The sequence below is a fragment of the Dyella flagellata genome (assembly GCF_030160275.1).
GTDB classification, from domain to species: Bacteria; Pseudomonadota; Gammaproteobacteria; order Xanthomonadales; family Rhodanobacteraceae; genus Dyella_B; species Dyella_B flagellata.
In genome coordinates, this window is sequence record NZ_BSOA01000003.1 from 527,608 (window position 1) to 553,611 (window position 26,004).

The window sequence follows — 26,004 nt, forward strand, 5'->3', positions numbered from 1 at the left end:
GTTGAGAAGGCCAGGAGATAGATGCGATGGCAAGACCCAACCTCAATGACCTCTCGGCTTTTGTCACCGTCGCCCGAGAAGGCAGCTTCACGCGTGCGGCGAGTGCCATGGGGGTGACCCAGTCTGCCCTCAGTCAAGCCATGAAGGCTTTGGAAGAGCGACTTGGAATCCGGTTGCTCACGCGGACGACGCGCAGTGTCTCGCTGACGGAGGCCGGGGAACGTTTGTTCGCCGCCATCGGTGACCGGCTGGATGAGATTGAAACCGAACTCGATGCACTGACGGAGCTGAGAGAAAAGCCTGCGGGATTGGTTCGCATCACCACCGGTGAGCACGCCATGCGGGCGGTGTTGCTTCCGAAGTTGATGCCACTGATGCACAAGTATCCCGACCTGCGCATCGAGTTCGACGTGAGCTATGGATTGCGGAACATCGTGGCGGATCGTTTTGATGCGGGTGTGCGATTGGGTGAAAGCATCGACAAGGACATGATTGCGGTGCCGGTCGGGCCGCAGCTTCGGATGGCGGCTGTTGCCTCTCCGGCTTATCTCAAAACGCATCCTGCACCCAAGGTTCCGGGTGACCTCGTCAAACATCGATGCATCAATCTGCGACTTCCCACCACCGGCGGCTTCTATGTGTGGGAGTTTGCAAAGAATGGCCGGGAGCTCAATGTGCGTGTTGAAGGACAAGTGGCGTTCAACACGTCGCCTCACATTGTGGATGCTGCCATCGCTGGGCTGGGGATCTGCTTCCTGCTGGAAGACGAGCTGTCGCCTGACATCAAGGCGGGCAAGCTGGTCCCGGTGCTGGAAGACTGGTGCCCCTTGTTTCCAGGCTATTACCTTTACTATCCGAGCCGCCTTCATCCGTCGCCGGCGTTCTCGTTGGTGTTGAATGCCTTGCGTCTGTCGTCAGCCGTGACGACATCCCCTGGGCGTACTCAAAAACGCAAGGCGTTGCCAGGGGCCAGACGTTAGCCCTGTGCAAGCTGCCTCGGCATGTTCGCGTGACGGGATGATTTCACACGGTCATGCGCTTCGTGTTCCCGCGACCGCAAGCGATTCATAAGCAACACTACTAGGCCATTTCACCTGTAAGCGGTTAATGGCATTGCGCTTGCTCGGCACAATCGGAACGTCTCCAACGGCGAACGAGGTGCGACATGTGCAAGGTGTGTGGCGATGGCGAACACGTCCACGATGAGCACGATTCGGTTCAACAGGGACGCCGCCGGGTGATGGCAATGGCGGGCGCCAGCCTTCTGGCCGCGCCGGTGCTGGCAGCCATGTCACCCAAGACCGCGGCGCAGGAAGCTTCCCATGGTGTCGGGAAGGAGGCATTCAAGACGCGGGCGTGGGCCGCAGCGGGTGCGGACATGCGATTCACCCCAAGGGAGATTGAACGCCGGGCGCTTCGACCCACGGATGTGCGAATCGAGATCCTTTATGCCGCCATTTGTCACTCCGACATCCACACCGTGCTGGGTGAGTTCGGGCCTCCGGGTTATCCGGTGGTGCCCGGCCATGAGATCGTGGGACGTGTGAGCGCGATCGGCGATCAGGTCACCCAGTTCAAGGTCGGTGACATCGCGGGTGTGGGTTGCATGGTCGACTCCTGCGGCACGTGTGAAAACTGCCGCGATGATCGTGAGCAAAACTGTCTCAACGGTGCGACCTTCACCTATGACTACCCGGACAAGGTATCCGGTGGCCGGACCTACGGTGGCTATGCCAAGGCCATCGTGGTCACGGAGCACTTCGTGTTCCGCATTCCGCCGGGAGCGAACCTGCCGGGGATGGCGCCCCTGCTGTGTGCGGGCATCACGACGTTTTCACCCATGCAGCATTGGAAGCTGCAACCGGGCCAGCGCGTGGGTGTGGTGGGGCTGGGCGGCCTGGGCCACATGGCATTGAAGTTGGGGGTGGCGCGCGGAGCCGAAGTCACCGTGTTCACCACCACACCGGGAAAGATCGCTGATGCAAAGCGGATGGGGGCTCGCGAGGCCGTCTTGTGGAGCGATGAGGCGTCGATGAAAAGATGGGCCAATCACTTCGATCTCATCCTCTCGACCGTTCCTGAAAGCTACGCCGTGCAGCCGTTCATGGACCTGTTAAAGCTGGACGCAACGCTGGTCAATGTCGGTGCGCTGGGCGAGCTTCGCGTCAATGGGCTGGCCAACATCTTCGGTCGGAAAAGCCTTGCCGGTTCCTTGGTCGGCGGTGTCGCGGAAACCCAGGAGGTGATCGACTACTGCGCCGCTCGCAACATCACCGCCGAGGTGGAAATCATCCGACCGGATCAGATCCAGGAAGCCTATCGGCGCGTTCTTAATAAGGACGTGCGCTATCGCTTCGTGATCGACATGGGGGCCGCTTAGCGCAACGACCTACGCTCGCGGCCCATTTGTTAATGCCGATCAACTCCGATGACGAGGCCGTGCGATCCATTTGGGATAGCCATCACACGCCGGGGTTAGTGCGAAGCTGGACTTGGGTCAGCGCTGGCCGGACTCTTGGTCAGTTGGACCAGAATACGCAAGCAGACCAATGGCGATGTGAAAATCAACATGCACGAGGAAATGCGCCGGGCATTTGCGCTGCTTTCAGGGAAGTGGAAGCTGGAAATTATGTGGCTGCTCAATCAGCGTGTTTATCGCTTTGGTGAGCTGAGAAAGGCCATTCCGGGCATCACACAACACATGTTGACTGCGCAACTTCGTGAGTTGGAAGTGGATGGTTTGGTGTCGCGCACGGTCTTTGCGGAGGTGCCTCCGCGAGTCGAATATCAGATCACGCCAAAGGCTCGCGGACTCGGACCAACGATGGAGGCGCTGATGGCCTGGTGGCATGAATACGGAAAGACGGTGCCCGTCAAAGTAGCCTCACGGGGTCGCCAAGCGAAGGTTGTGAAGTCGAAACCGAAGTAACGAGCAGAGGTACGGCACGTATGATCAGCAGGCACATCAGCAGCAATTGTGCAGTTCGATGCCCGGAAATAGGCGTCGAATCATGCCTCATAAATGGCTTTGTATCGCCATTTATTTCAATTCGATTTTGCGAGTTACCCCCAAAATTACCCCCAGATAAGAGCGGCTTGGCTAAGGGGGCGATCGCACACCCATGCATCGTGCGGCGATCACAACGAAAAAGCCCCGACAGAGCCGGGGCCTTTGACACGTCCTGTGAATGGTGCTGCCCCGCTAGTCCAATGACGACATCCTTGCCGCCCTGGCGTCCGTGCCACCAGCCGATACGTCGGCGGGACTCACGGGGCATGGGGGTATTTTCTTTGAACGCGTGGGCTTGGACTATCGGATGTCTTCGTTTTGTGGTGTCGGCGAATTCCTACAACGGGCCAGGCGTTACGGGGAGGGCTAACAATAAAGTCTGCTTCCGACCCGAAGCGGACATCCACCGCCATGTCAGATGCATATGGAACTCGCCGAACGATCTATTTGTCGCCGCTGACCAATCCACTCTTCGCGGGAATCTTGTGATCCTTCAGCTCGTTGACCATGCATATCACCTGGCCATACGTCGCGGTCTCAGGTGCAGTCACACTGACGACACCATCGGATGACATTTTCATCCACGTGCGCGGCACTTCGCATTTTCTGGCGATAGCCTGCAGTTCCTTGTCGTGATTGACCGGTGACGCGATCACGGTGCCTCCGGAAAGAAGGCCCATCGATAGCATCATGAAGCATCTCAAGCGCATAGTTGCCTCGCAGGGCCGCCACCAAGACTGTCGGAGTCGCGAGTATAGGCACACTGAAACGGTGGGCGCACTTAAGGGTCTTCCCTAGCGTGAGTGGCTGCCATGAATGCTTGCGACGATAGCCGCCCTTCAGGCAGAAAATGTTCGGCTGACACCTATTGGAGGGGTGTCATGGAAGCGGCTTGAATACTCGCATTCCGTTGTGGCCCAAGGTGCAAGGGATCACTCGGCCGGAAGAATCTATCGAAACCGCCATCGCATCCGCATGGCGAAAGGCGATTCTTCAAGAGCAATGTATGGCAGCACGCTTTTGAGTTACCTCCAATTGGGTGACACCGTGCGGTGTCATCGTTAAGAAATATGTTGATGGTATGCGGTATCGATGTCTTGGCATCGTGGACAATTTCGCCGCTATCGTTCAAGCGGCGAAGTTGCTTTCCCATTTAGCATCGCAACGTATTACCTTGAAGATGACACGGTTATGGATATCGAATCTTTTATCTCGCTCATCGAAGACGGAGACGTCCCGTCTCCCGGCCCAGATGCCGTTGCGCGGTTCGAGGCAGAGAACGGCCTTGCGCTTCCTGAGGACTATCGTGCCTTTCTCGCCGTGACCCCCGGCGGCCGTGTTCGGGGAAACGTCCATTTTTCGCTTGTCGGAGAAGACGAGGGACCGGAGATCATGGGCAGTGTGCTTGGTCTCCAATCGGAGGGCTATAACTCGTTGGCGCGGCGATTGGCTGACGCTGAGAAAGATTCGATTCCTCATGGCTTGCTTCCGGTCATGAGGGATCGTGGTGGCAATACGATCGCGTTGGTATTGCGTCCAGATCGTTTAGGTGAAATGGTATTTCTCGATCACGAGGTGGCGGACGAAGGTCGTGCCACATTAGAAGCCGCTGAAGCAGACGACTGGGCCTATGCATTGACTTTCGCGGGTTCGTTCACTGCGATGATCGCGGGCTTCAAACTGGTGAATAACTGAACCGGTACACTCTTTTGGGGCTACAGAGTGGAGTACTCCCATCTCAATAGAGCGTGGAGCCAAAGCAGGGGCAACGCTGAAAGCGCCATGCACCGAGAGGCAATATCCGCCTATACAGCCCATTTGAGGCCTATTGGGTGATGTCCGCTTCCGACCCATGGCGGACGTTGCGGTAATCGAAGAGTTTGGCGAATCCAGGAGGACCAGATGGCTGAGAAACCGCGCCTCGCAAAGGCACACAGGAAGGAAGTCGCCGCTCAGTATCTAGACTTGGGCTGGACCCTTGTATGCAAATTTACGGACGGCGAGAGCGATGAGCCTTACGAATATTTGTTTCGCTGGGACCATGCATCGGATCCCAAATACGTCGTTGATCCAGTGGCCTTTCCGGGTGAATCCGAAGAATAGAACGTCTGTTTCCGACCCAAAGCGGACATTCCGTTTCAGCCATAGTCGGAGATGCTATGAGCGAGCGTATCTATGACGGCCCGATCGATGAAAATGCAATTCTTGCTTGGGCCTACGATGAAGATCTCCTGTTCTTAGAACAGGATGAGGATCTGCTGGTTGGTGCACACCACGAGTTCTTTCCGCTTTTGGCCAGACTGTCAAAGGATGCTTCATGCCCGAAGGCGGACTATTGCCTGACCATCATGGATTTTAGACTCATGTTCTGGGTCTTGCGGAAGCACCCTCGCGCAGCCGAAGAAATCCGCAATGTACTAATTCATTTGCTGGATTCAGACCGTCCGCTGATAAGAAACTTCGTTCACGTAAACAACCTGCGGCTGGACCTCCTCAAAGGCGTGCCAGTTCCTACGCTCCATCGTGCACTGGAAGTGGGAGAGGCGGCTTTAAACGGCGTATGTCGCAAATCCGAGATCTCAGTAGTTGACGACGGTGAAGCCTGGATCGTGGAGCTATCTGTTCCTCCCTTTCACACGCATAAAGAATGGCTGAGCTTGTCGAAAGTAGATGGTGCGTATTCGTTTCGCCGCTGACGAACCGCGGCATGGACTAGGATAAGGGAACGCCCGCTTTCGACCCAGAACTGTCAGTCACAACCAATTGTTTCGCAGAAAAAGCTGGATAGAGGCACTCATGTCCGAAGAAGAAATGATCGAAATCGTCAAACGTAACGAAGACATCTGCTCCGCCATGTTGGGCGCCATGAAGGCGCTCGAATATGGCGTCCGCACGCTGATCGCAGTGCATCCTGATCCGGTGCTTTTGAATCACACCTGGCAGGATTTGCTGTCAGATATTCCGGACCATCATCAGGATACGTCCGTGTCAAACCCGGGGATATTCAATGCCACCATGAGCGCGATGCTGGCTACCCTGACACTCCAGATCGAAAGGGCAGCTCGGCCTTGATTTGACGCGTTGTTGGCGTCTATGGGGATACCCTTGGGGCGTGATCTGGGGGGATTGCCATGGACCTGAATACGTTGCTGGGATTGCTCGGTGAGGTGCCCGAGAGTGAGAGGGCGAGACCGATCCTCAACCATTTTCCTAGTCTCCATACCACTGTGGCAGAGCTGCCTGGTGATGTGGACACACTGACGGAAACACTTTTGTCCTGCCGGGATTATGGCTTTGAGGCACGGCTAGCATCGTCGGGCGAAATCGCTACGGTCTACCTCATGGGCGCCGGCAACGAAGGCTTTGGTGAGTTTCCGTACCCATTGGTCGAGGGGCTGCGTTTCGGGGCGCGGAGAGACGCGGTCGAAGCCAAATTTGGTAGGCCGCATTGGTCCCGATCGAACAACGAAACCCCGGTTGTGCTCAACGGTGCCGGCGAGGCGATCAGATATGACTTAAAGAGTTACGCGTTGTATTTCCAATTCGACAAGCGCAATGGGCAGCTCCAGCAGGTCGCTGCCGAGTCGACGATAGGCTTGTCAGCTCAACACCATTGAAGGGGCGTCATGGATCTGCAGCAGAGGTTGCTCGTTGAGGTGATGGTTCAAAAGGCCGTGATAGGGGCGCTTATAGCAACCCATCCAGAGCCTGAGAAGTTGAGGCACTACATTCTCGGAGCTGCTACCTCGATCGGCGCCACGGCCTTTACAGGAGACCAGGAAGCAGGGCTACAAGCGACGTTTGATGCACTGATCCAGGAGTGCGTTGAGTTGACGGTGAGAGGTTAGGAACATAGGAAGGCGAAATTCGTGATGCCTAATGTTCTGGTTTTGGCAGATTGGTGGCATATAAACAACGCTGCCAGAAAGTCTCCTAGGCCTTATTGTCACGTTTCGATCAAGGGTTGCACCATGTTGCGTCGATGTTATTTGAGCGAAGCCAGGACCCAGCCGGGAAGGAGACCTTGGTATCGGGTCTCGAACGGTGGTGGCCCGAAAAAGACGCTCGATGCATTGCAGATAGGTTGGTGGGTTACTACCAACAAGGCCGGCCGCCAGAATGGTTGGAGGCTCAAAAGACCGAGCCTGGCCGCATTGATGCGTTGATTGCGAAGGGTGAGGAGCTCATTCGTTGCCCTGTATAAACACGATGGTGTGAGAGTGCATGAAATTGAGATGACTTCGTGAGCCAGGAGGCACTTAAGCAGGGGAAGAAGCGATGCACATCTTCATTGACGAATCTGGGTCTTTCGTCCAAACCGATCAACCGAATAGTTTCTCTGCCGACGTCGCATGCGTCATGTCTGAGAAGAATGTTGCCGTGGCAGAGGCCGCTTTGCGCCGCTACAAAAAGCGGGCGGGACGGAGGCCTGGGGAAGAAGTGAAGGCATCCGCCACGACAGAAGAGAATTATTTCAGCTTTCTTGATGACCTAGGAAATTGGGACGGGTTCATTACCGCCGTTATTTCTGATGGGGCCATGCAAGGCGACATCGCCCATCACAAAGAGCAACAGGCGAAAAAGATTGATCAATATGTGCCTGTCATGGTTTATGACGAGGGCAAGGCGATGATAGCCAAGGTGGCAGCTGACGTTCGTCAGTTGTCAAATCAGAACTATGTGGAACTCCATTGCCGTGCCCAATTGGCGTGGGGAGTGGTTCGGCGGGCCACGCTTTACTACTCGCAGCGCGCCCCGAAAACCCTCGGGGCCTTCCGTTGGGAGTTTGACGCCAAGGATGTGCAGAAGAACCACTTTGAATCAACGTTGGCGGATCTCGTAGGAGTGCTCTCGCAAACGTATTCAATTCGAAAGCCCCTCATTCGATTGCGGGGTGCGGATTATTCACACTTCGACAGGTTTGCCGCTGACGACAGAGATGCCAGTTGGTTTCCAAGGCCGAAGGATGCGGACGCGGATAACGTGGTTATGAACGGGAAGCTCTTCCACGAACATATGGAGTTCGTGGATTCCAAAGCCTCACCTGGGGTCCAGATCGCAGACCTTGTCGCCAATGGTCTTACGAGGTGTCTAAAAGGGAGGTTTTCCAATAACGACACCGCGGCTGCTCTCCTGGGGCGACTAATGATCCGAGAGCCGGGTGGTGTTCCTTCTCTTGAATTTGTCAGGTTCGACGGAGATGGCGAAGAACGTTCGCTAGACAAGACGGTAGCCCGGCGCGTGAAAATCATGGACCGAAACGGGAAGTCCATGATCGCCCACCGCCCCACTGCTCAAAGCAAATAGTATTGCTTAGGTCATTAAATTGAACCCAAAGTGACGCTTTGGTGTTGACACTTGCTGCCCTGATTGTGATGCACCTAAGGTCGGTTCTGGTTGTAGTTAGCACGCAGGTGTTGGCATCAAGGCGCCATACGTCAGTGACAAGCAGCCAACGAATTCCGAAAGCCCCGCTTCAACGAATTTTCAAATCCATATCACCCTGCTGAGCAGAGTTTTTCCTGCTCCTTCTGCATGGCAATCGTGCAGGAGCCTAATTAGAAGGAGTACGGATGATGTTTGATAGATATTGGATTGGTTATACCTGTTCATCGCTCGTCGAATGCCTGATCGTGTTCACGGTTCTCTTTCTGGCTGGAAGTCTTTGGGCATTTTGCATTCGGTGTTACATCGAGTATCGCTTGCAGGAGGTCTCTCATGCATGATTTGGCCTTGGAGCATGAGTGGGACGATGGGCTCATGGATGTGACGCCACGGTGCCCAAAGTGCATGTCGCCACAATTGGAGGCACGCAATCTAGCCAGGCGCTTTGGCGGGGCCATTGGCGCGCTTGCTGGTACGACGAGCGGAGTATTGCTGGCGCTTGGGAGCACGAAAAGCGGTGTTCTTAAGGGCTCCGTTGGTACCTTGCTGTGCACTGCGGCCGGCGTAGTCATTGAGGGCATCGTGGGTGGCGCCACGGGATGTATTGCGGGGTCGAAGCTGGGGAGTGCCATCGACCGGAACGTCCTGCACAACCAGCATTGCCGGGCCTGTGGGCACACCTTCAGCGACAAGACCCCGTAGGTCTTCGCTGCGTCACTGACTTTAACTCTACCGCCTCAGTGCACGCCAAGAGCCCGGCATCCGCCGGGCTCTTGGCGTTTATGCCGTTGAAAAAGGAGCCTGTTATGTCATCCGCTCTACTGTCGGCCTCCGCCGCATCGGATACCTCCACCCAAACCGAGGAGTACGCCGTGCTAGCGGCCGCCGAAAACATCTTGAAACGAAAGCTTCAACGACAAGGAGGTATCCGCAACCCGATGGATGCGGCGGACTACCTGCGTATACGGTTAGGTGGATTGCCGCACGAAGAGTTCCACGTCTTGTGGCTAGATAGCCGTCATTGCATTCTTGACTGCCAACGGCTGTTCATGGGCACCATCGATGGCGCCAGCATCTATCCCAGGGAAGTGGTCCGTGCGGCGTTAGACGTCAATGCCAGTGCGGCGATTCTGGTCCATAACCACCCGAGTGGTGCCACGGACCCCAGTGCGGCGGACCGAATCATAACCAAGGAACTGCAGGACGCCTTGCGTCTAATTAGCGTGCGCGTGCTGGATCACCTCATCGTCGGCGCCGAATGCGTCAGCATGGCGAGTCTGGGATATCTCTAGGGTTGGGACGTTTGTCGCTTGGCAGTCCGCCGCCGTTCCATTCTCTTTTCTCTTAAACCCTTGCACACGCGCATAGAGCCCGGCTTTCGCCGGGCTCTATGCGTTTACGCCTCTCTCTATAAGGAATCTTTGTCATGCATCACGTTCAAACCATGGCCTATGCAGGCCAGCAACCTTGGCACGGTCTCGGTGCACGCCTAACCCCCGATCAGCCATTGGAAGTGTGGGCTAAACAGGCGGGCATGGACTGGCAGATCGAGACCGCCGACGTGCAGTTCATCGCCGGTCGCCCGTTCCCTGGTTCTCTACAGACATACCGCGACCAAAAGGTCCTCTACCGATCTGACACCAAGGAGCCACTGTCTGTAGTGTCCAAGCGCTTCAAGGTCGTCCAGCCAACCGAGATTCTGGAGTTCTATCGTGACCTGACAGAGATCGGTGGTTATGAGATGGAAACGGCAGGCGTCCTCAAGGAAGGTCGCAAACTTTGGGCGTTGGCGCGAACTGGTCAAAGCGTAACCCTGAAAGGTGGTGACTTGGTCAATGGCTACCTGTTACTGGCTACGGCTTGCGATGGGACGTTGGCTACGACGGCTCAATTCACCTCGATGAGGGTGGTTTGCAATAACACCCTGGACATTGCGTTGCACGACGGTGAGGGCGCTGTAAAGGTCCCGCACCACAGCACATTCGACGCTCAAATGGTCAAGCAGCAACTGGGTATTGCCATTACCCAGTGGTCATCGTTTTCTGACCACATTAAGGAACTGGCGGATTGCCGGGTGGCGGAGAAAATGGTCGAAGATTTTCTGACCAAGGTGTTTGCCTACAGCCATTCCAGTACCGAGCTGCCCGGATCTGCTTTCAACGAACATGCAGCTCAGAAGGTATTGGCACTCTATACAGGCCAAGGCAAGGGCTCGGGGCTGTCGTCGGCTAAGCGAACTGCATGGGGCTTGCTGAATAGCGTCACTGAGTACGTAGACCATCATCGCCGCACTCGCAGCAGCGATCATCGGCGTGATGCGGCATGGTTCGGGCAGGGGGCTGCGTTAAAACACAAAGCGTGGAACGAGGCGTTGAGCTTAATTGGATAAAGATTGTGGCTTCAGAAAAACGGGCTGACAGAAGGTTGTGTCAGCCCGTCTTATTTAACGAACAATCTTTAGTAATCTAAGGTCGTCAGCGTTTAAGCCATTTATAAAGTCCATAGCCGATGCCACCTGCTGCTAGAGGAGCTGCAGCAATCACAGCAATTCCCGCGGCCATGCCACCTCCAACTAAACCCCCGATAGTAGCAAGTGCAGTCGTCATGGTTGCCGCGCTGGTTCCTGCGGCGGCTACGCCAATAGCGCCAGCAGTGGTGGCTCCACTGCCAATACCGACAGCTGTGGCCTTTGATTGCTCATCCATATCCCCCCCTCTTTATTTGGTTAATAGAGGCAAATATCCGCTCGTCATGCTACGCCCTAAGTTATTTGAGGGCTAGCCGGCTGCTATAGGATGAATGGCCAGCGATCACCCGGTCCACACTTAAGCAAAGCTATTTCTTTGCTTTTTCAGCAGCCATTTGTCTAGCCAAGCCAAGCAGCTTCGACTTCTCGGTCTTAGAGAGACCGTTGAACGTGAGCAGCAATTCAGCCTGGTCATCGTCTTCGGCAAAGAGGTATGCCAAGGGGACATCAAGTGCTTGAGCAAGTTCCGCAGCCGTATCCATGTCGGCACGGTTGACCATTTGCTCGTAGCGGTTGATGCGAACGCTTCCGTTGGCTTTGTCACTCGACACCATGCCCCCTAACGCACGCTGAGACAGGCCGCGTAAAGCACGGGCTGTCTTGAGACGTTTGGCAAAGATAGCAGTGATGGGCTGGATCAAGCAGGGGTAACGGTGGCTGAACTTGGCACAGCATGGGCCATGTACTCCTTGCGTAGTAGTCTATACCGTAACGGTATATGCATCAGGGCACAAGCGGCCCTGCTGACCGGTCATGGGTCAGCAGGACCGATATCCATCAACCGGCTTTATCAACAGGGGTACTCAATTGAGATTTCCAAGGGAAAAGGACAAAACGACACGGATCGTGCTGACCAAAACATCCGTTACAGCGTGCGACATTGGCCTTTCTGATTGCACGAACGAAGGCATCGCCAGTCTCAAGGACAAAGTAATCAATGGTACCTCGTACACGATTGGTCAGGCTTTTGATCATCGCAAAGCGTGCGACTCGGTCAGAGCCGATCTGACCCAGTAATTCATTCTCAACAGGGGAACAACATGAACACCGTAACGTTGATTCTGATTGTGCTGACGGCCTTCAATCTGAGCATGTTGGTTATGAAGGCGTGGGGCGACAAGTTCCCGCAACCACATGCGCGAAACCTGCACGCGAACTGGCTACAGGGATGGAGGAATACACAGAAGCCGGTACGGCGCTTCTGGATACAAGTCATCGTGATGCTCGCGATCATCGTGCTTTTTAATGTGGCCGACCAACTGTTCGTCGGCTTTCTGGTGTTTGTGCGCCTTGTGATTTATTGCATGGGCTACAGGCGAGCCAGACACCAGATTGCGCAAGCTGCCGTCCAGATCTCCTAGCGCGGTTTCAGGCCGATCACGTCGGAGCTTTAGAGACGTGCTGGTAGGCCGCCATGCAGTTGCGTTTGTTCTTAGCGGCTTTCGGGTATTTCGTGCTTGGCATTCTTCATTCGTGGTCGGTGCAACTCGTATATGAGTTGCGCCTCGTCCGTTTGCGCGAGCGTGGTTCATCCGCGTATCCAAACCCTACTTTCGTATCCCCATTACCGCTCGCTGACAGAGGTGTCATCGTGAAACGTATCAACTTTGCGTTAATAGCATTCGTAACCTTCGCGTCCATACTTACTCTTGCTGGATGCAGTGACGGCAAACAAATTGCCGAGGTCAAGGCGTTGGCCTTCAGCTATCCCAATAACTACGTCCGAGATCCAAATCTGACCGTGGATCAGGCGTTGGATACCAGGAAACTTTGCGACAGTGTGAAGTGGTCGGTCAACCAAACAGACCGCAATCAGACTTTCGTCGAGTACAAATGTGACTACAAAGATGTTTCGGATTCGGGCTTTATCGAACACGACAAAAGTGACGTCACTTCCGCGGGTGACGTCTACCAGTGGACCTACGGTACAGACGGACAGCCGGATCTGAGTTACGTTGGCCTTGTCCTTCATTACAAGAACGGTAGTTCCAAGGACTTCAAATTGGATGCTACTAGCATCATGAGAGTGGCTGTCGATAATAACGCCACGAATTTTGATCAGGCGTGGTCTGTCCTGCGTAATTTGCCTATCCCGGTCAAGCCTGCCTCCCCCCTCACGGACACGACCTACGGCAATATCCTTGCCGCGTTATATCCAGATCACAGTGCGCTCGATGCTGCCAAGCTTGCCTATCTTTGGAAAGGTGTGCCGGTGACGATCTTCGGCATTGACAAGCTTGGTTATCCCCTGGTCGCCGCATATCCCGAGCAGTTCAAGCAACTGTTTCCGGTGAATCCAGCAGATGTCCAAATTGCCAGGAGTGACGCTCCGTCTCCACAGGCTGCAAAGGAGATCATTGAGCAATCACACCTTTCCCCTGACAAGCTCATCTGCCTTAGTGATTTGTGCTTTAACAGCAATGCCCAGGCTGTAGGAGGTGCCCCAGCCTCGATCCTGGCTCAAGAAACTGCATCAGATGGGTCGAAGCAACAAGCATTAGCCGCTGCTCCTGCAGCCGATCCCGCGATATCTGCTGCTAGTGACAATGACTGGCCCAAGATGACGCCATGCATCCAGAAGCTCGACGATGCTTTCGCTAAGGACGCTCAGGCTAAAGGCATTGATTCTTCGGTAAGCATGGAGCAGATGCAGGAATGGGCCGCTACTTGCAAAGCACCCGGTCAGTAACAAGAAACGGGCCGCCTAAAGGCGGCCCGGCCGGGCGTCAGTCATCCATGCTGGCTGATGGACCTAGGAAGGACGTGATATGCAGCGAGATCATGCGCAGTGGTTCCTTGGAAAATCGCTCGACACTTTCTGCCCTGTGGGACCTTGGGTGACCACGATTGACGAGGTGCCTATCGAAGCTTAGGTCAATGGCGAATTACGTCAGGATGCTCCTCTGTCGAATCTGATCTTCGACATCCCGTCATTGATACAGGCCTTGTCATGGCCGATGCTCTACTGCCGGGCGATATTATTGCTAGAGGCACACCGGGCGGATTGGGAATCGGATTGCCGAAGGCCTCATGACGTTGGTGACCGATTTGTTTGTGGCGCCACAGGCGAGGGTGATGGGGCAGGGTTTCTGGTGTAGTGCGGCGCTCACCCATTGACTTGCTACAACGGCACGCAGCATGGAGGTCTTGCCGCTTCCCGGTGGACCGTTAATCGCTTGTATTTCGCCATCCGCCAAGCGCAGGGGGGCTCGGTGACGGCCACCGCACGCCGCGGTCCGGCTAGAATCCTGAGGCCTACAGATTCAGGAGACAGGGGATGGCGCGATGGCTAGGGGCAATGTGCGGCTTGTTGCTCGCACTGGCAGGCGTGTGTTGGGCTGGAACTTCGAGGGACGCTCAACATACCGTGGCGCCCGCGTCGAGCGCCCAGGATTCGATAAATCTTGCACATGAAACGGTGCAGGCGGCCTCCAAGTCTTTGGACGTGGCCGGTAACTCTGTAAGCTTGGCAGCCCAGTTGGCCAAGCCCAAAGCCGAAGGAGCGCATGGTTTCTGGTCGGACACTTTCACGAAACCGGACATCTTTTGGTCTATGTGCACAGCGCTCGCCACTTTCGTGGCGGCACTGGTTGCCCTCTATACGCCTTTTAGGCTGGAAAAGAAGCAAAGAAAATATAGGCAACTGCAAGCCAAAAAGTTACTCCCGGAGATCCTGCAAGAAGTCATGGCAGCGTGGTCATCTACGTTTTCTGGTGAACAACTCGCTTCTGGCATAGCAAGAAATATGGCCGCCCTGCGATCAATGCCTAATGCAGTCCATTCTGGAGAACGCCAACTTGGCGCGGGTGAACGGCAACAGTTGACGGGGTTTGCAATAGTACGGATGTCGAGTTTCTCGGCCGCCCGTCAATACCTTTTGGATCTTGAGGAAGGTGCTGCGTCCGACATCTTTGCAAAGGCAGCCAACGGAAAAATGCTTGTGGATGGCGTTAGTGAGCAGGTGGCAAACTGGCCCGCTGAAGTTGGTGCACACCTGCTACTTGAATACGCGGATGGAATGGATTGCGCGTCTTCTTCTTTCAAGATTGCGGCGAACCTGATCCGTAATGTTCTAGGTTGGGCGCCGCTGGAAAGTCCAATCCAAAGTGGTTTGTCAGACGAGGCGGAACAACCCCAAATCGCGGATTTTTATAGGGATCACTCAAGAGAACCTTGACGGCTACCTGGGTTTCAGTGGGCGGGCATCTGGACTCTGTAGATTGTTGGTCACAGCCGGGAGCGTGCAGCCGTCAAGCAGTGCCTCAAGGTTGGCTGATAATAGTTGCGTGCCGTCGGAAAGGGGAGCTGCATGACTCCCTTCCTGCAATTACACGTCGACAGACTCTGGATTACTTCGTGGGTTTATAAACCCACGAACGTCCATATGACGGCCAAGCATGCACCGATTCCAAGGACAGTGAAGGCGATTGCCCACCCCAATGCAACCCGTTCTGAGCGCTTGGTCCTTGCTTTGTTGTTTTCTTGGTCTAGCACATCAGCAAGTACAAACAATGCAGCCATCGCAATGGCGAGACCAATTAACAATGCGATAATGGCAATGCCCTGATGGTGATTTTTAAAGAGCTTTGCGCCCGCCGCTGCGTATGCAGCACCTAAACTGAAGTACTTAAGGGTGTCAAGTAAACTCTTGGCGAGCACCGCTTTTGAATGCTGCTCCTCAAGGGTCTGCTTGAGCGCGTCTAGCTTCCCTCTGACTTGTGCCTCCCATTGCTCCTGCGTCATGCCGTTAGGCGCAGGAAATGAGACGAACTCTGCCGCTATGGAGTTAATGGCATTGTCGGTCTTTTCGGTCAAATTGGGCATACCCCACTCCTTGGTTGCGATGTGTTCTACTATGTCGGCAATGCTTCATCCTGGCCATAACTGGCCGTAGGTATCACTGGTTTTTATATCCGCGCTTCCCTCGGCTCACCGCCGTTTCGGTTTAGTCGCCCATGCACACGAAAGCAATATCTGGCTAGGTGACCAGCGTAAGCTTTGCGCGCCGAATCCTTCCGCCTGAGCCACTTCCGGGCAACAAATTCAGGACTAGTCCAAAGGTTAGAGCGCCAAGCTCGTCCGGAGAGAGATTGAGTTGAGCGGCGACGTCACGACGCGAAACTCCTTCTTCTTTGAGCACCCCGAACACCTTTTCCAGAAGTAAGGACCGCTCATGAGGGATGCTCTCGGGCTCCTTTGTTCGGTATCCCTCTTCCGCCAGCTGAATGCACAGCGTCCGATATACCCAGTCCGAGGTGAGGCCAAGCGTATGCAATCGGTAGTTGAGAGCAGCCACTGAGACCGACCAATATTTCTTAAGGCGCACTAACGTGGGCAGCGTGACTTGGCGAGGCGCCTGTGCAAGCACGCTCGCTTTTGGCATCAAGAACGCTGAGGCAAATGCGTTTGCTTCCCGCTCGATGTCCGGTCCATGGGGTGACCCGTGCCTATGCAAGACAAGGTGACCAAGCTCATGGGCTGCATCGAACCGGCAATGCTCGGCGGACTTGAACGTGTTGAGAAAGATATAAGGGCGCTCGCCATGCCACATGGAAAAGGCATCGACCTCTTTGGCGTCGATGGCAAGGGAATAGACGCGTACTCCCCTCGACTCCAATAGTTTGATCATGTTTTTGATCGGTAGCTCGCCCAGGCCCCAATGAGCCCTCAGGGTTGACGCGGCGGCCTCAGGCGATCCTTCCCCTGACTCAACTGGGTAGTCCACATCTCCGTCTGCCAGACCGGGAGCGCCAGATGTTACGGGTCGCTCTCGCCCAAGATCCGGTAGATCCACTGCCGGAAGATTGAAGCGTCCCTCTATCCAGTCATTGAGCATCAACGCTAAGGCCCCAGCCCCAAGAGCCGAGTTCTTTTGCCGGGCAGTCATCTTTGACATAGAGCGAAAACTAGCGACGTCCGGAGATAAGATCTCCGGTTCGTCGCCAAAGAAGAAGGCCTCGGGAAATCCCAAGGCCTCACTGATGCGTAGGAGCGTGACTCGTTCTGGCTCCTGGCCTCCAGCTTCATAGGCGGAGATAGACCGTTCGCTGACACCCGCCTTGGTGGCAAGTGCCTTCATGGTCATTCCCCGACGCTGTCGCGCCAGGGAAAAACGTGCTGCGTTAAACATAGTTGATCACAAGTGCTTTCTCTCGATGTCAAAATCGACATCAGGTTGATCCGGAGGAACGATCTCGGCAAAGTCGCCGTCAATGCTCAGCGGGGTCAAAATGATCCTCTCATACCAAGCAGAAATTCTCCCATCGTCATCGATGTCACGAGGACGCGATAACTCTGCGCGACGCTCACCCTTGCGAGCGTCGTAAAAATGAAGAAGTATCCAAGTCTCTCCGTCTTTGTCGTCAGGTTCTTTGCTCTCCACCACAGGAATAGGGAAGAGTTCCAACTGCCGATTGGTTTCCACCGCCGCGATCGTATTGCGTCCTTTGGGGGACTTGTTTGTGGGTTCCATCTCCGGAATACCCACTGCCTCGTTTCCAGAGGCCACCGCAATGCCCATCGCTCCGTCTGAACGAATGACGCGGTCATACGTCCCTTCGTCCTGACTGTGCCATCCCTGAGGGCGGAGCAGATCACGGAGTGCCTTGATGGTCTCGGCCCACATGACCAGACCTGGGTAGATACGGGGATGGTTAGGAGTACAACGGGCGGCGAAGCTATGGGCCAGGGTCAACGCCTCTCGGAGAACGTCCTCCGTGAGTTCAAGCTCTGCAAGGCGGCTCTGCACATGTTCGAACTGGACTACGACAGACTGGTTCACTGAGGTTGGTCTCCCGGATAGATTGATGCCCCCCCTTCCGGAAATCCTCCCTCAAACGCGGTAAAAAAACAAGAAGTTTCGGTTTTGCGAAAAATGCTAGACCCAAGGTTGCTCTACCAACTAGCCGAACGCTTGGGGCAGCCGGCCGATGTGGTAATGCGGTGTGGCGGAACGCCGGCACGCCCCGAGGTCAAAGTTCAGCGCGTTCACGAATGCGTGATGAAAACGTGAAGACACTCCGGCCCAGGAATTCTGGCGCGGACGGCATTGTCTTCGTTGAGTCCTGCACGCATCATTGCGACGGCCCTGGTTCTAGGGCCGCGCAAAGGGGGCGATGATGATTTGCTCATTCCAAACCGTGCTTCTGCGCGGTCGGCCTCTTGGGCGTATCTCATTGAAAAGAGCGTTGGTCGCAACATGGCATCGATTGAATTGTCCCCCGAAGAGTTGATCAGTGCCGCCACCATTCCCGGTAAAGGCGGCCTGTACTTCCTCGGACCTTTCACACCGCGAATCACCTTCTTTTCTCAGCAGGTACGAGCACTGCGATTGGCGCGTGCCCTCCACGAACTCGGTTATTTCAAATCTGGTCAAGGGATAGGAGTGGTCGGAGCGGGTGCCGCAGGTGCGACTATGGCTGTGGCGCTGGCCTTGCTTGGTCACAAAGTTACGCTGTTCGACCAGTCCGGCGAAATTCTCCATTTGCAAAGCGGATCAACTCGGCTGCTCCACCCGCACATCTATGAGTGGCCTCAGTTCGGTTCTCTCGATGATCGTGCCGGGCTGCCCATTCTCGATTGGTCCGCGGGCATGGGGAAAGTGGTTGTGCCAGGGCTTCGCACCGACTTCAACACGCTATGTGCCGGTCTGACCGACTTGTCCTTCGAGAAGGGTTGTGTGCTTACCAAGCTGGAACCGTCGGGCAAGGAATGGGCTCTGACTTTCAAGAGGAATGCAAAACTTGAACATCGAAATTTAGATCATGTCTTCCTCACGATGGGTTTCGGCGACGAACTACCATGCGGAGCGGTGACGCCGGAAGATTATTGGAAGCCAGGCGCGATCGGCACAAACGCGACCGAAGCGGTCAAGGACACTACGTATGTGGTGAGCGGCAACGGTGACGGCGCACTCACCGTTATTCTTGGGCTGCTGATCCAGGATTTCGAGCATGACAAATTCACGCGCGAGTTCCTGAACTTCTCTAGGCCCGACAAATTACGCGAAGCTGCTGATAAGGTTTACACGAGCAAGGCTTTGGATGCCGACGTCGAGGCCGAACTGCGCACGACCGTGCTGCCGATCCTTTCGCAATATGGCGTGATAGAAACGATCAAGAAGAAGCTTCGCACCGATCGCATTGTGACCGTCAATGCCAACGGATCGCTGTTTGCCGCCGGCAGGGCCTCGCAGCTCAACCAGTGCATGGTTCTGGCATTGCTGGAAGCGGCTGAAGTCGCTTTGCTTACGGTGGCACGCTCGAACGGTTTCGTCACTGCCTGCACGAATAGCGATGCCGGCGTCACGCTTACGGGGACCGCCATAGCCGGCGTTGCCGATACGAATACCTATAAACACGCCATTCTACGCCATGGTCCCAACATCGAGCAGCGCTACTCGCCAGCGGGCAATCTGATTGGAGACTATGAAGCCCACATCAAAAAGCTAATCGCAACAAATCAGCTGTTCGGAGTGCCCCCCGCGCTCGACGACGAAACTTACGATCTGTTCGAGGCTAAGCGGATCAAGCGCTTGGAGCATGCTGCCACACATAGCGCCGCACTTGCGGCGGCGACGGAAAAACGGCGCGTGATCGAAATTGCGATCGATGCCGCGACTAAGGTGTTAGTCGAGCGCGGCTGCCGCAGTGTCGCTGACATCGCGCAGGAGTGCGAGCAACTGCCAGAGCGCTTTTGGGTGGATATCCATGTCGCGCCGGACAACTTGCCATATCCGTTAGATCTGGTGCGTCTCGCGCGGGCCAGCGGCCAAAAGATCGAATTACGGGCTGGCTCGGAGGTTCTGTCGGCTTGGAATGACATTGCGCCTGGTATCGTGAAAGCGCCGACGCCATCTTCGGCGCGCCACGTTTCCCAATATGGCAGTGTCACAATTGCGGATTACGTAGACGCCTGTCTTGTGCGCTTGCTCGACAAAGGCATTCAAGCGGCCATCGCAGCCCAAGCCTCTGCGATGCTCGGCTCCATTTCATCCCAAATCCTCGGCCTGATAAGCACCACCTGGGCTGGCTGGAAGGTTACGTTAAGCGCAGATCCAAAACTGCAATTCGATTTTCTGCGCTGGTTGGCCAATGTCGAGCAACAGGCAGCCAAGCCCTGGAGTGGCGATCACGGCTCGCTCAAGCATATGGTCAATGCGCTGATCATGATCGCCGCCACTCATGCAGGCGAACCGCTCACGCCACGCTCTATTGCCAACGGAAATCTCGCCTTCGCTTCCAATGGTGTTGGCATCGGGACAGGGTGTGAGGGTATCGGACTGCAACTGCTTTCGTCGCGCACTACCCCAGATGACTGGGATGCGGACGCCCTGATCCTTGCGGCGGCCAATGAGGTCATCGTATCGGATCCTGCAGGCACGGTGATGGACGGCGGCGATGCGGGCAACTCGATCAAGGCCGCGCGCCGCGTACGGCCCGCGATTATCCAGAACGACAAGAGATGGCGTACACATCTCGGCGATTCGCTGGCCAGCTGGAAACAAGCTGTCGAACTGGAATTCGCTGAATGGCGGGAGCGCCAGGAAAAGGAACTTAAGAGGATATTGAAATGACTGCAGAGGAATTGCGAGATCGACTACTGGCCTCGGCTTTCTCTCTCGGGTGGAACGCCAAGGAGGAACCAGATTTCGTCTCGGCGCAGTTTCGCGGTAGGCCAGACGCCAGCACTGCGGCATTGCCCAAGGTTGCTTACGGTATCCGTCTCGGCGCCTACCCGGCAATCGTCGCGCCTGTCACCATCGGCAAGAAGACAGAAATGCAAGAGACGCTACGATTGCTGCATAGCCAGATGGTGATTGCACGCTCTTACATGACACGCAATGAAGTGATTAATGCGCACATCTTTCTGTGCGCGGTCAATCCCAGTTCCGATGCAGATTGGCGTACGGTGATTGACATTGCCGAGCGAGATGAAAGCGTGTGTCGAAAGGTGATCTGGCTGCCGAACTCGAAAAATCTGGATCAATCCTACGTGGAATTTCTTGCCAGGACTTTTCTCGCTGCGCCATGGGAAGATGTCTCGGAAAGACATGACGCTCCGCTCGATCAGGTTCAAGGCCTAGCCGCAACACTGCTGACAGAAGCAGGCCTACAAGAGGCTGTCGCGACTGCTTGGATCGATATCGTGGATCAGGCCGGCGAAGATCTCGAATCCATGGTTGAACGCCTGGTTCGGGCTCGAGGGATACCATAATGACGCATCTCTATCTGACTGGAATCGAGCTTTCCGATTTCCGTTCGTTCGGAAGTCTGCAAATAGATCTTGCCCCCGAACCCGGCGTATTGATCGTTCACGGTAGTAATGGTCTAGGCAAGTCGTCGCTGTTCGATGCGCTCGAATGGGCACTCACTGGCAATATTGATCATTTCAGCAGCGTCGACGGCTACGCAAAGTTTGGCAACTATCTGTGTCGGTGGGGTAGCCGCAGCGATCCGACCACCGCGGCTCTAGCTTTCTCAGACGGGAATCGGATCGCACGGCAACTGGACGGGCAGAAAGCCAGGGAGTCCACGCTGAATGGCGTTCCAGACATTGCCGAATATTTGCGTTTGCCTGATTGGCAGGCGCCTATCTCGAGCTTGAGTCGCTATCTACTGCTTACACATTTTCTCGGTCAATCCTCACTGTCTCGACTTACGCATCGTGACCCAGGGGAGCGGCTGGCAATTTTGAAGGAGGTGTCGCAGAGTGCCAAGCTTCAGAAATTTGGTCTGGCTTTGCACGGGGAAGGGAAAACGCTTCCGGCACGGGCTTTCAAGCTTCGTATTGAACAGTTGGGTGACGAAGTTGATGTCTTGAGCGATGCGCTCGACCAGGAGGAGAGGCTATGGTCAGGTTCGCAGGCGTCTGGTGCGCTGGACGATGGCGATGCTGCGAAACTTACGAGCGAGATCGCAAACGCCCTGAACGTCCTCTGGCGCAAGCTGATAAGTACGCGGTCGCCCTTTGTTTGGGACAAATTGCCGGATCCGGGGAATATTCAGTCCGCGATCGACCAGGGAGCTGAGCTTGCGCGTAAGCGCGAGCTCGCTATTCTCGAAGCGCGGCGTTTGCTTGCGTTGCGTGACCGTCATTACAAGGCACTGACTGAGACGTCGGGTGCATCAGAAGCGGCGGAGCGCGATCTTATCGTTGCCGTCGGAGCGATGGAAGCCGCCAAGCAGGAGTTAACGCGCCGGCAAAATGCGCTCTCCGCGACGGCCGAACCGCTGGCGGTGGCGCGGAGTATGCACGCAAGCGTGGTCGCGTTGCGGGAGGCGGCCATCACGTGCGAAGCGGCGCGTAATGAACGTGAGAAGGCCGAAAGCGATCTTGCTAAGGCGCGTGCTTCGCTCGTCGAAGCTGAGCAATTGGTGCAGCGGAACGAGCGTCGGACTCAGATCGAGGCGCGTTTGCGCGAAGAGGTTGCTAACCTCGAAAGGAGACTCGGCTTGTCGAGTACTCGTATCGAACGCGTACGCACGTGGCTTGACTACGAGGGCCAGATTGATCAGGTCGACGCCGAACTGCATGACTTAAAAGCGCGCCACCCCGATATCGACAATCAGATCGGGTTCGCGTCCTCCAATCTTTCAGCAGCTCGGTTGATCGAGACTGGGGCGAATGAAGCATTACGCACCGTCGAGCGCTCGGTTAGTGCTCTTTCGAATGCGGTTTCTACTGTCGCCACGCACCTCTCACACAACGCCCAGGATTGCCCAGTTTGTGCGACCCATTTTGCCTCTCCGGCAGACTTGTCTGAACGTGCAGGAGCTGCGGCCAAGCGCCTCGCTCCCCTTGTGCTCGCTCAACAAGAAGCGCTCAGCGACGCACAGTTGTTGGTTGCCACGGCAACAACTAATTTAGAGCAACTTCGCGGTATCGCTGAGCGGCTAAGGTCATTGTTTGCAAAGCGCAATTCGGACCGCGATGGCAACGATCGTTTATTGACAGGCCTCGGGCTGGCAGCCGACGTATCGCGTTCAAGTGTGGAGTCTTGGCTTGCGGAGCTTGTTAAAGATGAGGTGCGGTTAGAGAAATCACGCCGCAGGCGGGCCCGTTGGTTGGGCCGTTTCACCGCTAACGGAAGGGCGATTTCGCGTGCATCCGAGGCTGCGCGAAGGCGCGACACAGCGAGTCTTTTGGAAGCAACCACAATGCGGCGGCTCGACGACTGCAAGGTGGCCGAGCAGGTTGCTGGTGAACGTATCGCGACATTGGCGGTTCAGCTTTATTCTGGCAGAGCACCTTCTCGGGAGCAGATTGAAGAGGCAGTCGTAGTTTCCGCTACGGCCCTGGCTGCGGCGCAAAAGGCTTATGACGACGCAGCTACGACTGTTTCAGAGCAGGATCTGAGGCTAGCTCCATTGCGGGAGGCTGAAGCCAATCTGCGGGCGCGTATCGCGCAGGCCGTGGTCGATCAGGAAAGTAACCGTATCGCTCTAACTGATATATCAGGTAAATGGCGAGACGCGGGCTGGGTTGACGAGGACTTCGATGAGACGAAAATCGAGGCGGCTGCGTCCAACCTCAATCAGGCCCGCGAATCACTCGCCGAGGCCGATGCACTACTTAAACGGTTGCGCGACGGCCGCGAGGCTTGGAACCGGCAGATTGCACATCGAGCAGCTATTAACCGTGTCCGAGGCTTGACCGACCTAGCTCCGAACAGTACGCGCGAGCAGGTTCGTGTCGCGGCTATGAAAAAGCTGGAGATGGCCAAGAGGGACGCTCTAGCCACCACACAATCGAAGGAAATAGCGTCAAAGGCGAGTATCCTGATTGCCGATGCTGTAAATAAGTTTAATGCCGCCTATCTCGACCCACTCCAGTTACTCGCCAACCGGATCAATCAAGCGATACTTTGCGACCCCCGAATTGGCATCGGCCTCACTCTCCAAAAGCGCGGCATCAAGCAAAGTGCCTCTGTAACCGGCGAGATGCCCAAGAATCTCAACAGTGTCGATCCAATGCTGGTCCACTCCGAAGGGCAGATGGCGGCGCTTGCGGTTAGCATGCTATGTGCAGCTAGTCTGACCTATCCCTGGTCGCGATGGCGGGCGTTGATCCTGGATGATCCGCTTCAGCATAATGACGCTATCCACGCGGCTGCGTTCGCGGATTTCATCGGGAATTTGGTGCGGGCGAAGAGCTATCAGGTCCTTCTCTCCACCCATGATCTTGGCCAAGCGGAATTTCTACAGCGGAAATTCTGCGCGCGAAACATACCGTGTGCGGTCCTAAACCTGCTCGGGCGCGGCAACAATGGCGTTGACTGGGCGTTTCGCCCTTCGTCTGAGGGGGCGTTTAAGACTGCAGCGCTCAACTAGGTTCCCCATCGTTGCAATGGGGATAGTTTTATACGTGCTGTACAATATTTATTTTCCATCTTCGCCTCGGCCCGAGCCAGTGGCACAGGCTGCAGCACCCGTGACACCAGTCACGCCGATCCATCTGCTTGGCATGAAGCTCGCGAAGACAAAAGGCGCGCGCCAATCCATCACAGCAGCGCGGAATAGGGGCGCGGCGTGCACAAAATTCAACGATTCTAGAAGCCGGGTTCACCCGGCTTTTTTGTGCACATTCTGAAACAAACATGCCGCGGTGCAGCGTGAACCCACTGCCGAAGCCCTGCCCATGTTCGTAATCCCAGCTCCACGAAGATGTGCGAAATGGCCCGTGATCCGAAGACGCCCATCCGCTCATCCTGATTGTTACGACTTGCTCAGTTCAAGCCGATCAGAGACCCGCTCCACCAGTGCCGCCAGGTTGCCATCATAGTCGCCTGCATCCACACGACGGATTTCTCCTCGAGCCGACTTCGGAACCCTATCGCCATATTTCTCCAATACGTAGACACAGCGCTTCCTTCGTCCTCGAATCTTGGCGAACTCTGGGTCCACCAGCAGCTCGTCGGCCAAACGCTCCAAGGTTTCGGCGTCCTGCTCCAGGCGGACCTGCTTCGCCTCTTCACGCCGGTCATCGGCAGAGTCGCAGAAGGCTGCTAGAGCTTCCATCAGTTGGTCGTGTGATTCGCACAGAACACCGCAGGAGATGAAAGCGCCCTGGTGAAGAACCGAAAACTCGGCATAGAAATGTTCGTGGCAGTGCGACCGGGCACGTTTGAGCAGCAAAGCATTCTGCACTTCGAATGTTTTGATCAGAAGTACTGGGTCCTCGTTGTCCTCGCAGAGCTTTTGGATAACGGACCGAATCGTTCCATCCACGTCGACCTCACCGCGCATTTGGAATACTGCGTTTTGGCCGGAGGCAGTACAGAACGCCTGGAATTGTCCCGGTTCCAAGAAGACGAAGTGAGCATCTTCCTGGATCATGTCTTCAGCATCGATGATTACGAACCCGAGTCCGGTAAGGGTTCGAGACTGTTCGTCCGCCCATTCGTCCACGTTGCCCTTGTAGCGACCAAATGCGTCCAGGTTCATGCGGTTCTCTCCACTGCATGGTTATTCCCCTTCAGACCGATCAAAGACGAGATGGCTACCCTTTGCTCTACGGCACCATCCACCCGACTCTAGGACGTGCCCAAGCTCAATCCTAAAGCGCCTACGTCGATCTTCAATGGTTTGCGCAGGGCCAACTTTAGGGATCACTTCATTGAGATTGACCTTGACGCTTCTTGCGTCTAGCCATGTCAATTTAGGATCGTGCTTTTCCTCAAGGATTAAAGCCGCTACACCCCTGGCTAGCGATTTAACGTCGAGTCTGGGAGAGTTTGGCGTTAGCTGCCTGTGGCCTACGACAAAACAGCTGGCAGTGCCACGATCAACGTCAATAACCCACTGATGCACATCCGCTCTTGATGAGCCGTTGACTGTCCTGCCATGCCGTTCAATCTTGAAGCTGAGCAATGGTGATTCCCAAGTCATATCCTCAACACGACCTGAAAGTTTGTCGGCATGCATGCCTTCTGCATCGCCTCCATCAAGACTTGTCCAGCAATCCGCTAAGATAGAGGTGGTCTCGTCTTTATGCTCGTTATCGATTAATCCAGAAGCGAGCGTATTGAGGTAATTGCGAAGTTTGGCAATAGTCATGGATCGGGCCATGGAATTGTGGCGAT

27 protein-coding genes are annotated in these 26,004 nt (G+C 55.5%); 18 read left to right on the forward strand and 9 right to left on the reverse strand.

All coding sequences use genetic code 11. The features are described from left to right. The first annotated feature begins 26 nt into the window (after positions 1–26). The 3 genes from QQJ96_RS04050 (at position 27) to QQJ96_RS04060 (ending at position 2,929) form a co-directional block, all read left to right on the forward strand. Positions 27–980: a LysR family transcriptional regulator gene (locus QQJ96_RS04050; protein WP_284330654.1), complete on the forward strand. Its 954-nt coding sequence runs from the start codon at positions 27–29 to the stop codon at positions 978–980. A gap of 398 nt (positions 981–1,378) precedes the next feature. Further along, positions 1,379–2,380 carry an NAD(P)-dependent alcohol dehydrogenase gene (locus QQJ96_RS04055; RefSeq protein WP_404649525.1) on the forward strand — a complete coding sequence of 334 codons (1,002 nt, stop codon included), beginning with the start codon at positions 1,379–1,381 and terminating at the stop codon, positions 2,378–2,380. Positions 2,381–2,557: 177 nt separating this feature from the next. After that, positions 2,558–2,929, forward strand: a complete 372-nt coding sequence (locus tag QQJ96_RS04060) for a winged helix-turn-helix transcriptional regulator (RefSeq protein ID WP_284330656.1) — start codon at positions 2,558–2,560, stop codon at positions 2,927–2,929. A gap of 524 nt (positions 2,930–3,453) precedes the next feature. Here the strand turns inward: QQJ96_RS04060 and QQJ96_RS04065 are convergent. Next, on the reverse strand, positions 3,454–3,702 hold the full coding sequence (locus QQJ96_RS04065; protein ID WP_284330657.1) for a hypothetical protein: 249 nt from the start codon (positions 3,700–3,702) through the stop codon (positions 3,454–3,456). Between the two features lie 400 nt (positions 3,703–4,102). Here QQJ96_RS04065 and QQJ96_RS04070 point away from each other — a divergent pair, with 400 nt between their 5' ends. The 8 genes from QQJ96_RS04070 to QQJ96_RS04105 all read left to right on the forward strand — a co-directional run bounded on the left by QQJ96_RS04070 (position 4,103) and on the right by QQJ96_RS04105 (position 10,784). Beyond that, a complete protein-coding gene (locus QQJ96_RS04070; protein WP_284330658.1) occupies positions 4,103–4,705 on the forward strand; it encodes an SMI1/KNR4 family protein in 603 nt (200 codons plus the stop codon). Positions 4,706–5,169: 464 nt separating this feature from the next. After that, the gene (locus QQJ96_RS04075) at positions 5,170–5,706 is read left to right on the forward strand and encodes a hypothetical protein (RefSeq protein WP_284330659.1); all 537 of its coding nucleotides are present in this window, start codon (positions 5,170–5,172) and stop codon (positions 5,704–5,706) included. 100 nt (positions 5,707–5,806) lie between these two features. Continuing rightward, the gene (locus tag QQJ96_RS04080; RefSeq protein ID WP_284330660.1) at positions 5,807–6,082 is read left to right on the forward strand and encodes a hypothetical protein; all 276 of its coding nucleotides are present in this window, start codon (positions 5,807–5,809) and stop codon (positions 6,080–6,082) included. 59 nt (positions 6,083–6,141) lie between these two features. Beyond that, entirely contained in the window at positions 6,142–6,627 is a 486-nt protein-coding gene (locus QQJ96_RS04085; protein ID WP_284330661.1) for a hypothetical protein, read from the forward strand. Between the two features lie 9 nt (positions 6,628–6,636). Further along, the gene (locus QQJ96_RS04090) at positions 6,637–6,858 is read left to right on the forward strand and encodes a hypothetical protein (protein WP_284330662.1); all 222 of its coding nucleotides are present in this window, start codon (positions 6,637–6,639) and stop codon (positions 6,856–6,858) included. A gap of 430 nt (positions 6,859–7,288) precedes the next feature. Then, complete coding sequence (locus QQJ96_RS04095) at positions 7,289–8,317, forward strand: DUF3800 domain-containing protein (protein WP_284330663.1); 1,029 nt, start codon at positions 7,289–7,291, stop codon at positions 8,315–8,317. An 884-nt stretch (positions 8,318–9,201) separates the two neighbouring features. Beyond that, positions 9,202–9,687: a JAB domain-containing protein gene (locus tag QQJ96_RS04100; RefSeq protein WP_284330664.1), complete on the forward strand. Its 486-nt coding sequence runs from the start codon at positions 9,202–9,204 to the stop codon at positions 9,685–9,687. Between the two features lie 134 nt (positions 9,688–9,821). After that, positions 9,822–10,784 (forward strand): DUF932 domain-containing protein, encoded by a 963-nt coding sequence (locus QQJ96_RS04105; protein WP_284330665.1) that lies wholly within the window; start codon positions 9,822–9,824, stop codon positions 10,782–10,784. An 85-nt stretch (positions 10,785–10,869) separates the two neighbouring features. Here the strand turns inward: QQJ96_RS04105 and QQJ96_RS04110 are convergent, their stop codons facing one another. Beyond that, positions 10,870–11,100, reverse strand: a complete 231-nt coding sequence (locus QQJ96_RS04110) for a hypothetical protein (protein ID WP_284330666.1) — start codon at positions 11,098–11,100, stop codon at positions 10,870–10,872. A 130-nt stretch (positions 11,101–11,230) separates the two neighbouring features. Continuing rightward, positions 11,231–11,563 (reverse strand): helix-turn-helix domain-containing protein, encoded by a 333-nt coding sequence (locus QQJ96_RS04115; RefSeq protein WP_284330667.1) that lies wholly within the window; start codon positions 11,561–11,563, stop codon positions 11,231–11,233. Positions 11,564–11,962: 399 nt separating this feature from the next. Here QQJ96_RS04115 and QQJ96_RS04120 point away from each other — a divergent pair, with 399 nt between their 5' ends. The 3 genes from QQJ96_RS04120 to QQJ96_RS23560 all read left to right on the forward strand — a co-directional run bounded on the left by QQJ96_RS04120 (position 11,963) and on the right by QQJ96_RS23560 (position 13,795). Further along, positions 11,963–12,283 carry a hypothetical protein gene (locus tag QQJ96_RS04120; protein ID WP_284330668.1) on the forward strand — a complete coding sequence of 107 codons (321 nt, stop codon included), beginning with the start codon at positions 11,963–11,965 and terminating at the stop codon, positions 12,281–12,283. Between the two features lie 53 nt (positions 12,284–12,336). After that, on the forward strand, positions 12,337–13,611 hold the full coding sequence (locus QQJ96_RS04125) for a hypothetical protein (protein WP_284330669.1): 1,275 nt from the start codon (positions 12,337–12,339) through the stop codon (positions 13,609–13,611). A gap of 79 nt (positions 13,612–13,690) precedes the next feature. Next, complete coding sequence (locus QQJ96_RS23560) at positions 13,691–13,795, forward strand: fumarylacetoacetate hydrolase family protein (RefSeq protein WP_404649471.1); 105 nt, start codon at positions 13,691–13,693, stop codon at positions 13,793–13,795. A 111-nt stretch (positions 13,796–13,906) separates the two neighbouring features. Here the strand turns inward: QQJ96_RS23560 and QQJ96_RS23565 are convergent, their stop codons facing one another. Further along, entirely contained in the window at positions 13,907–14,119 is a 213-nt protein-coding gene (locus QQJ96_RS23565; protein WP_404649470.1) for an AAA domain-containing protein, read from the reverse strand. A 110-nt stretch (positions 14,120–14,229) separates the two neighbouring features. Between QQJ96_RS23565 and QQJ96_RS04130 the strand changes: the two genes are divergently transcribed. Further along, the gene (locus QQJ96_RS04130) at positions 14,230–15,099 is read left to right on the forward strand and encodes a hypothetical protein (RefSeq protein ID WP_284330670.1); all 870 of its coding nucleotides are present in this window, start codon (positions 14,230–14,232) and stop codon (positions 15,097–15,099) included. A gap of 185 nt (positions 15,100–15,284) precedes the next feature. On the opposite strand, the gene QQJ96_RS04135 is transcribed toward QQJ96_RS04130, so the two are convergent. From QQJ96_RS04135 to QQJ96_RS04145, 3 genes are all read right to left on the reverse strand, one after another. After that, positions 15,285–15,746: a hypothetical protein gene (locus QQJ96_RS04135; RefSeq protein WP_284330671.1), complete on the reverse strand. Its 462-nt coding sequence runs from the start codon at positions 15,744–15,746 to the stop codon at positions 15,285–15,287. A 154-nt stretch (positions 15,747–15,900) separates the two neighbouring features. Beyond that, positions 15,901–17,052: a helix-turn-helix domain-containing protein gene (locus QQJ96_RS04140; RefSeq protein ID WP_284330672.1), complete on the reverse strand. Its 1,152-nt coding sequence runs from the start codon at positions 17,050–17,052 to the stop codon at positions 15,901–15,903. A gap of 6 nt (positions 17,053–17,058) precedes the next feature. Next, positions 17,059–17,703 (reverse strand): hypothetical protein, encoded by a 645-nt coding sequence (locus QQJ96_RS04145; RefSeq protein WP_284330673.1) that lies wholly within the window; start codon positions 17,701–17,703, stop codon positions 17,059–17,061. Positions 17,704–18,120: 417 nt separating this feature from the next. Here QQJ96_RS04145 and QQJ96_RS04150 point away from each other — a divergent pair, with 417 nt between their 5' ends. Genes QQJ96_RS04150 through QQJ96_RS04160 form a run of 3 tightly spaced genes read left to right on the forward strand, consistent with a single transcriptional unit; the run spans position 18,121 to position 24,253 of the window. Beyond that, positions 18,121–20,496 carry an ABC-three component system protein gene (locus QQJ96_RS04150; protein ID WP_284330674.1) on the forward strand — a complete coding sequence of 792 codons (2,376 nt, stop codon included), beginning with the start codon at positions 18,121–18,123 and terminating at the stop codon, positions 20,494–20,496. Further along, complete coding sequence (locus QQJ96_RS04155; protein ID WP_284330675.1) at positions 20,493–21,137, forward strand: ABC-three component system middle component 1; 645 nt, start codon at positions 20,493–20,495, stop codon at positions 21,135–21,137. The genes QQJ96_RS04150 and QQJ96_RS04155 overlap by 4 nt, the downstream gene beginning before the upstream one ends. Continuing rightward, the gene (locus QQJ96_RS04160; protein WP_284330676.1) at positions 21,137–24,253 is read left to right on the forward strand and encodes an AAA family ATPase; all 3,117 of its coding nucleotides are present in this window, start codon (positions 21,137–21,139) and stop codon (positions 24,251–24,253) included. The genes QQJ96_RS04155 and QQJ96_RS04160 overlap by 1 nt, the downstream gene beginning before the upstream one ends. Before the next feature lie 384 nt (positions 24,254–24,637). Here the strand turns inward: QQJ96_RS04160 and QQJ96_RS04165 are convergent, their stop codons facing one another. Together QQJ96_RS04165 and QQJ96_RS04170 are read right to left on the reverse strand one after the other, a co-directional pair. Continuing rightward, positions 24,638–25,366 (reverse strand): hypothetical protein, encoded by a 729-nt coding sequence (locus QQJ96_RS04165; protein ID WP_284330677.1) that lies wholly within the window; start codon positions 25,364–25,366, stop codon positions 24,638–24,640. A gap of 21 nt (positions 25,367–25,387) precedes the next feature. Next, positions 25,388–25,978 (reverse strand): hypothetical protein, encoded by a 591-nt coding sequence (locus QQJ96_RS04170; protein ID WP_284330678.1) that lies wholly within the window; start codon positions 25,976–25,978, stop codon positions 25,388–25,390. Between the last annotated feature and the right edge of the window lie 26 nt (positions 25,979–26,004).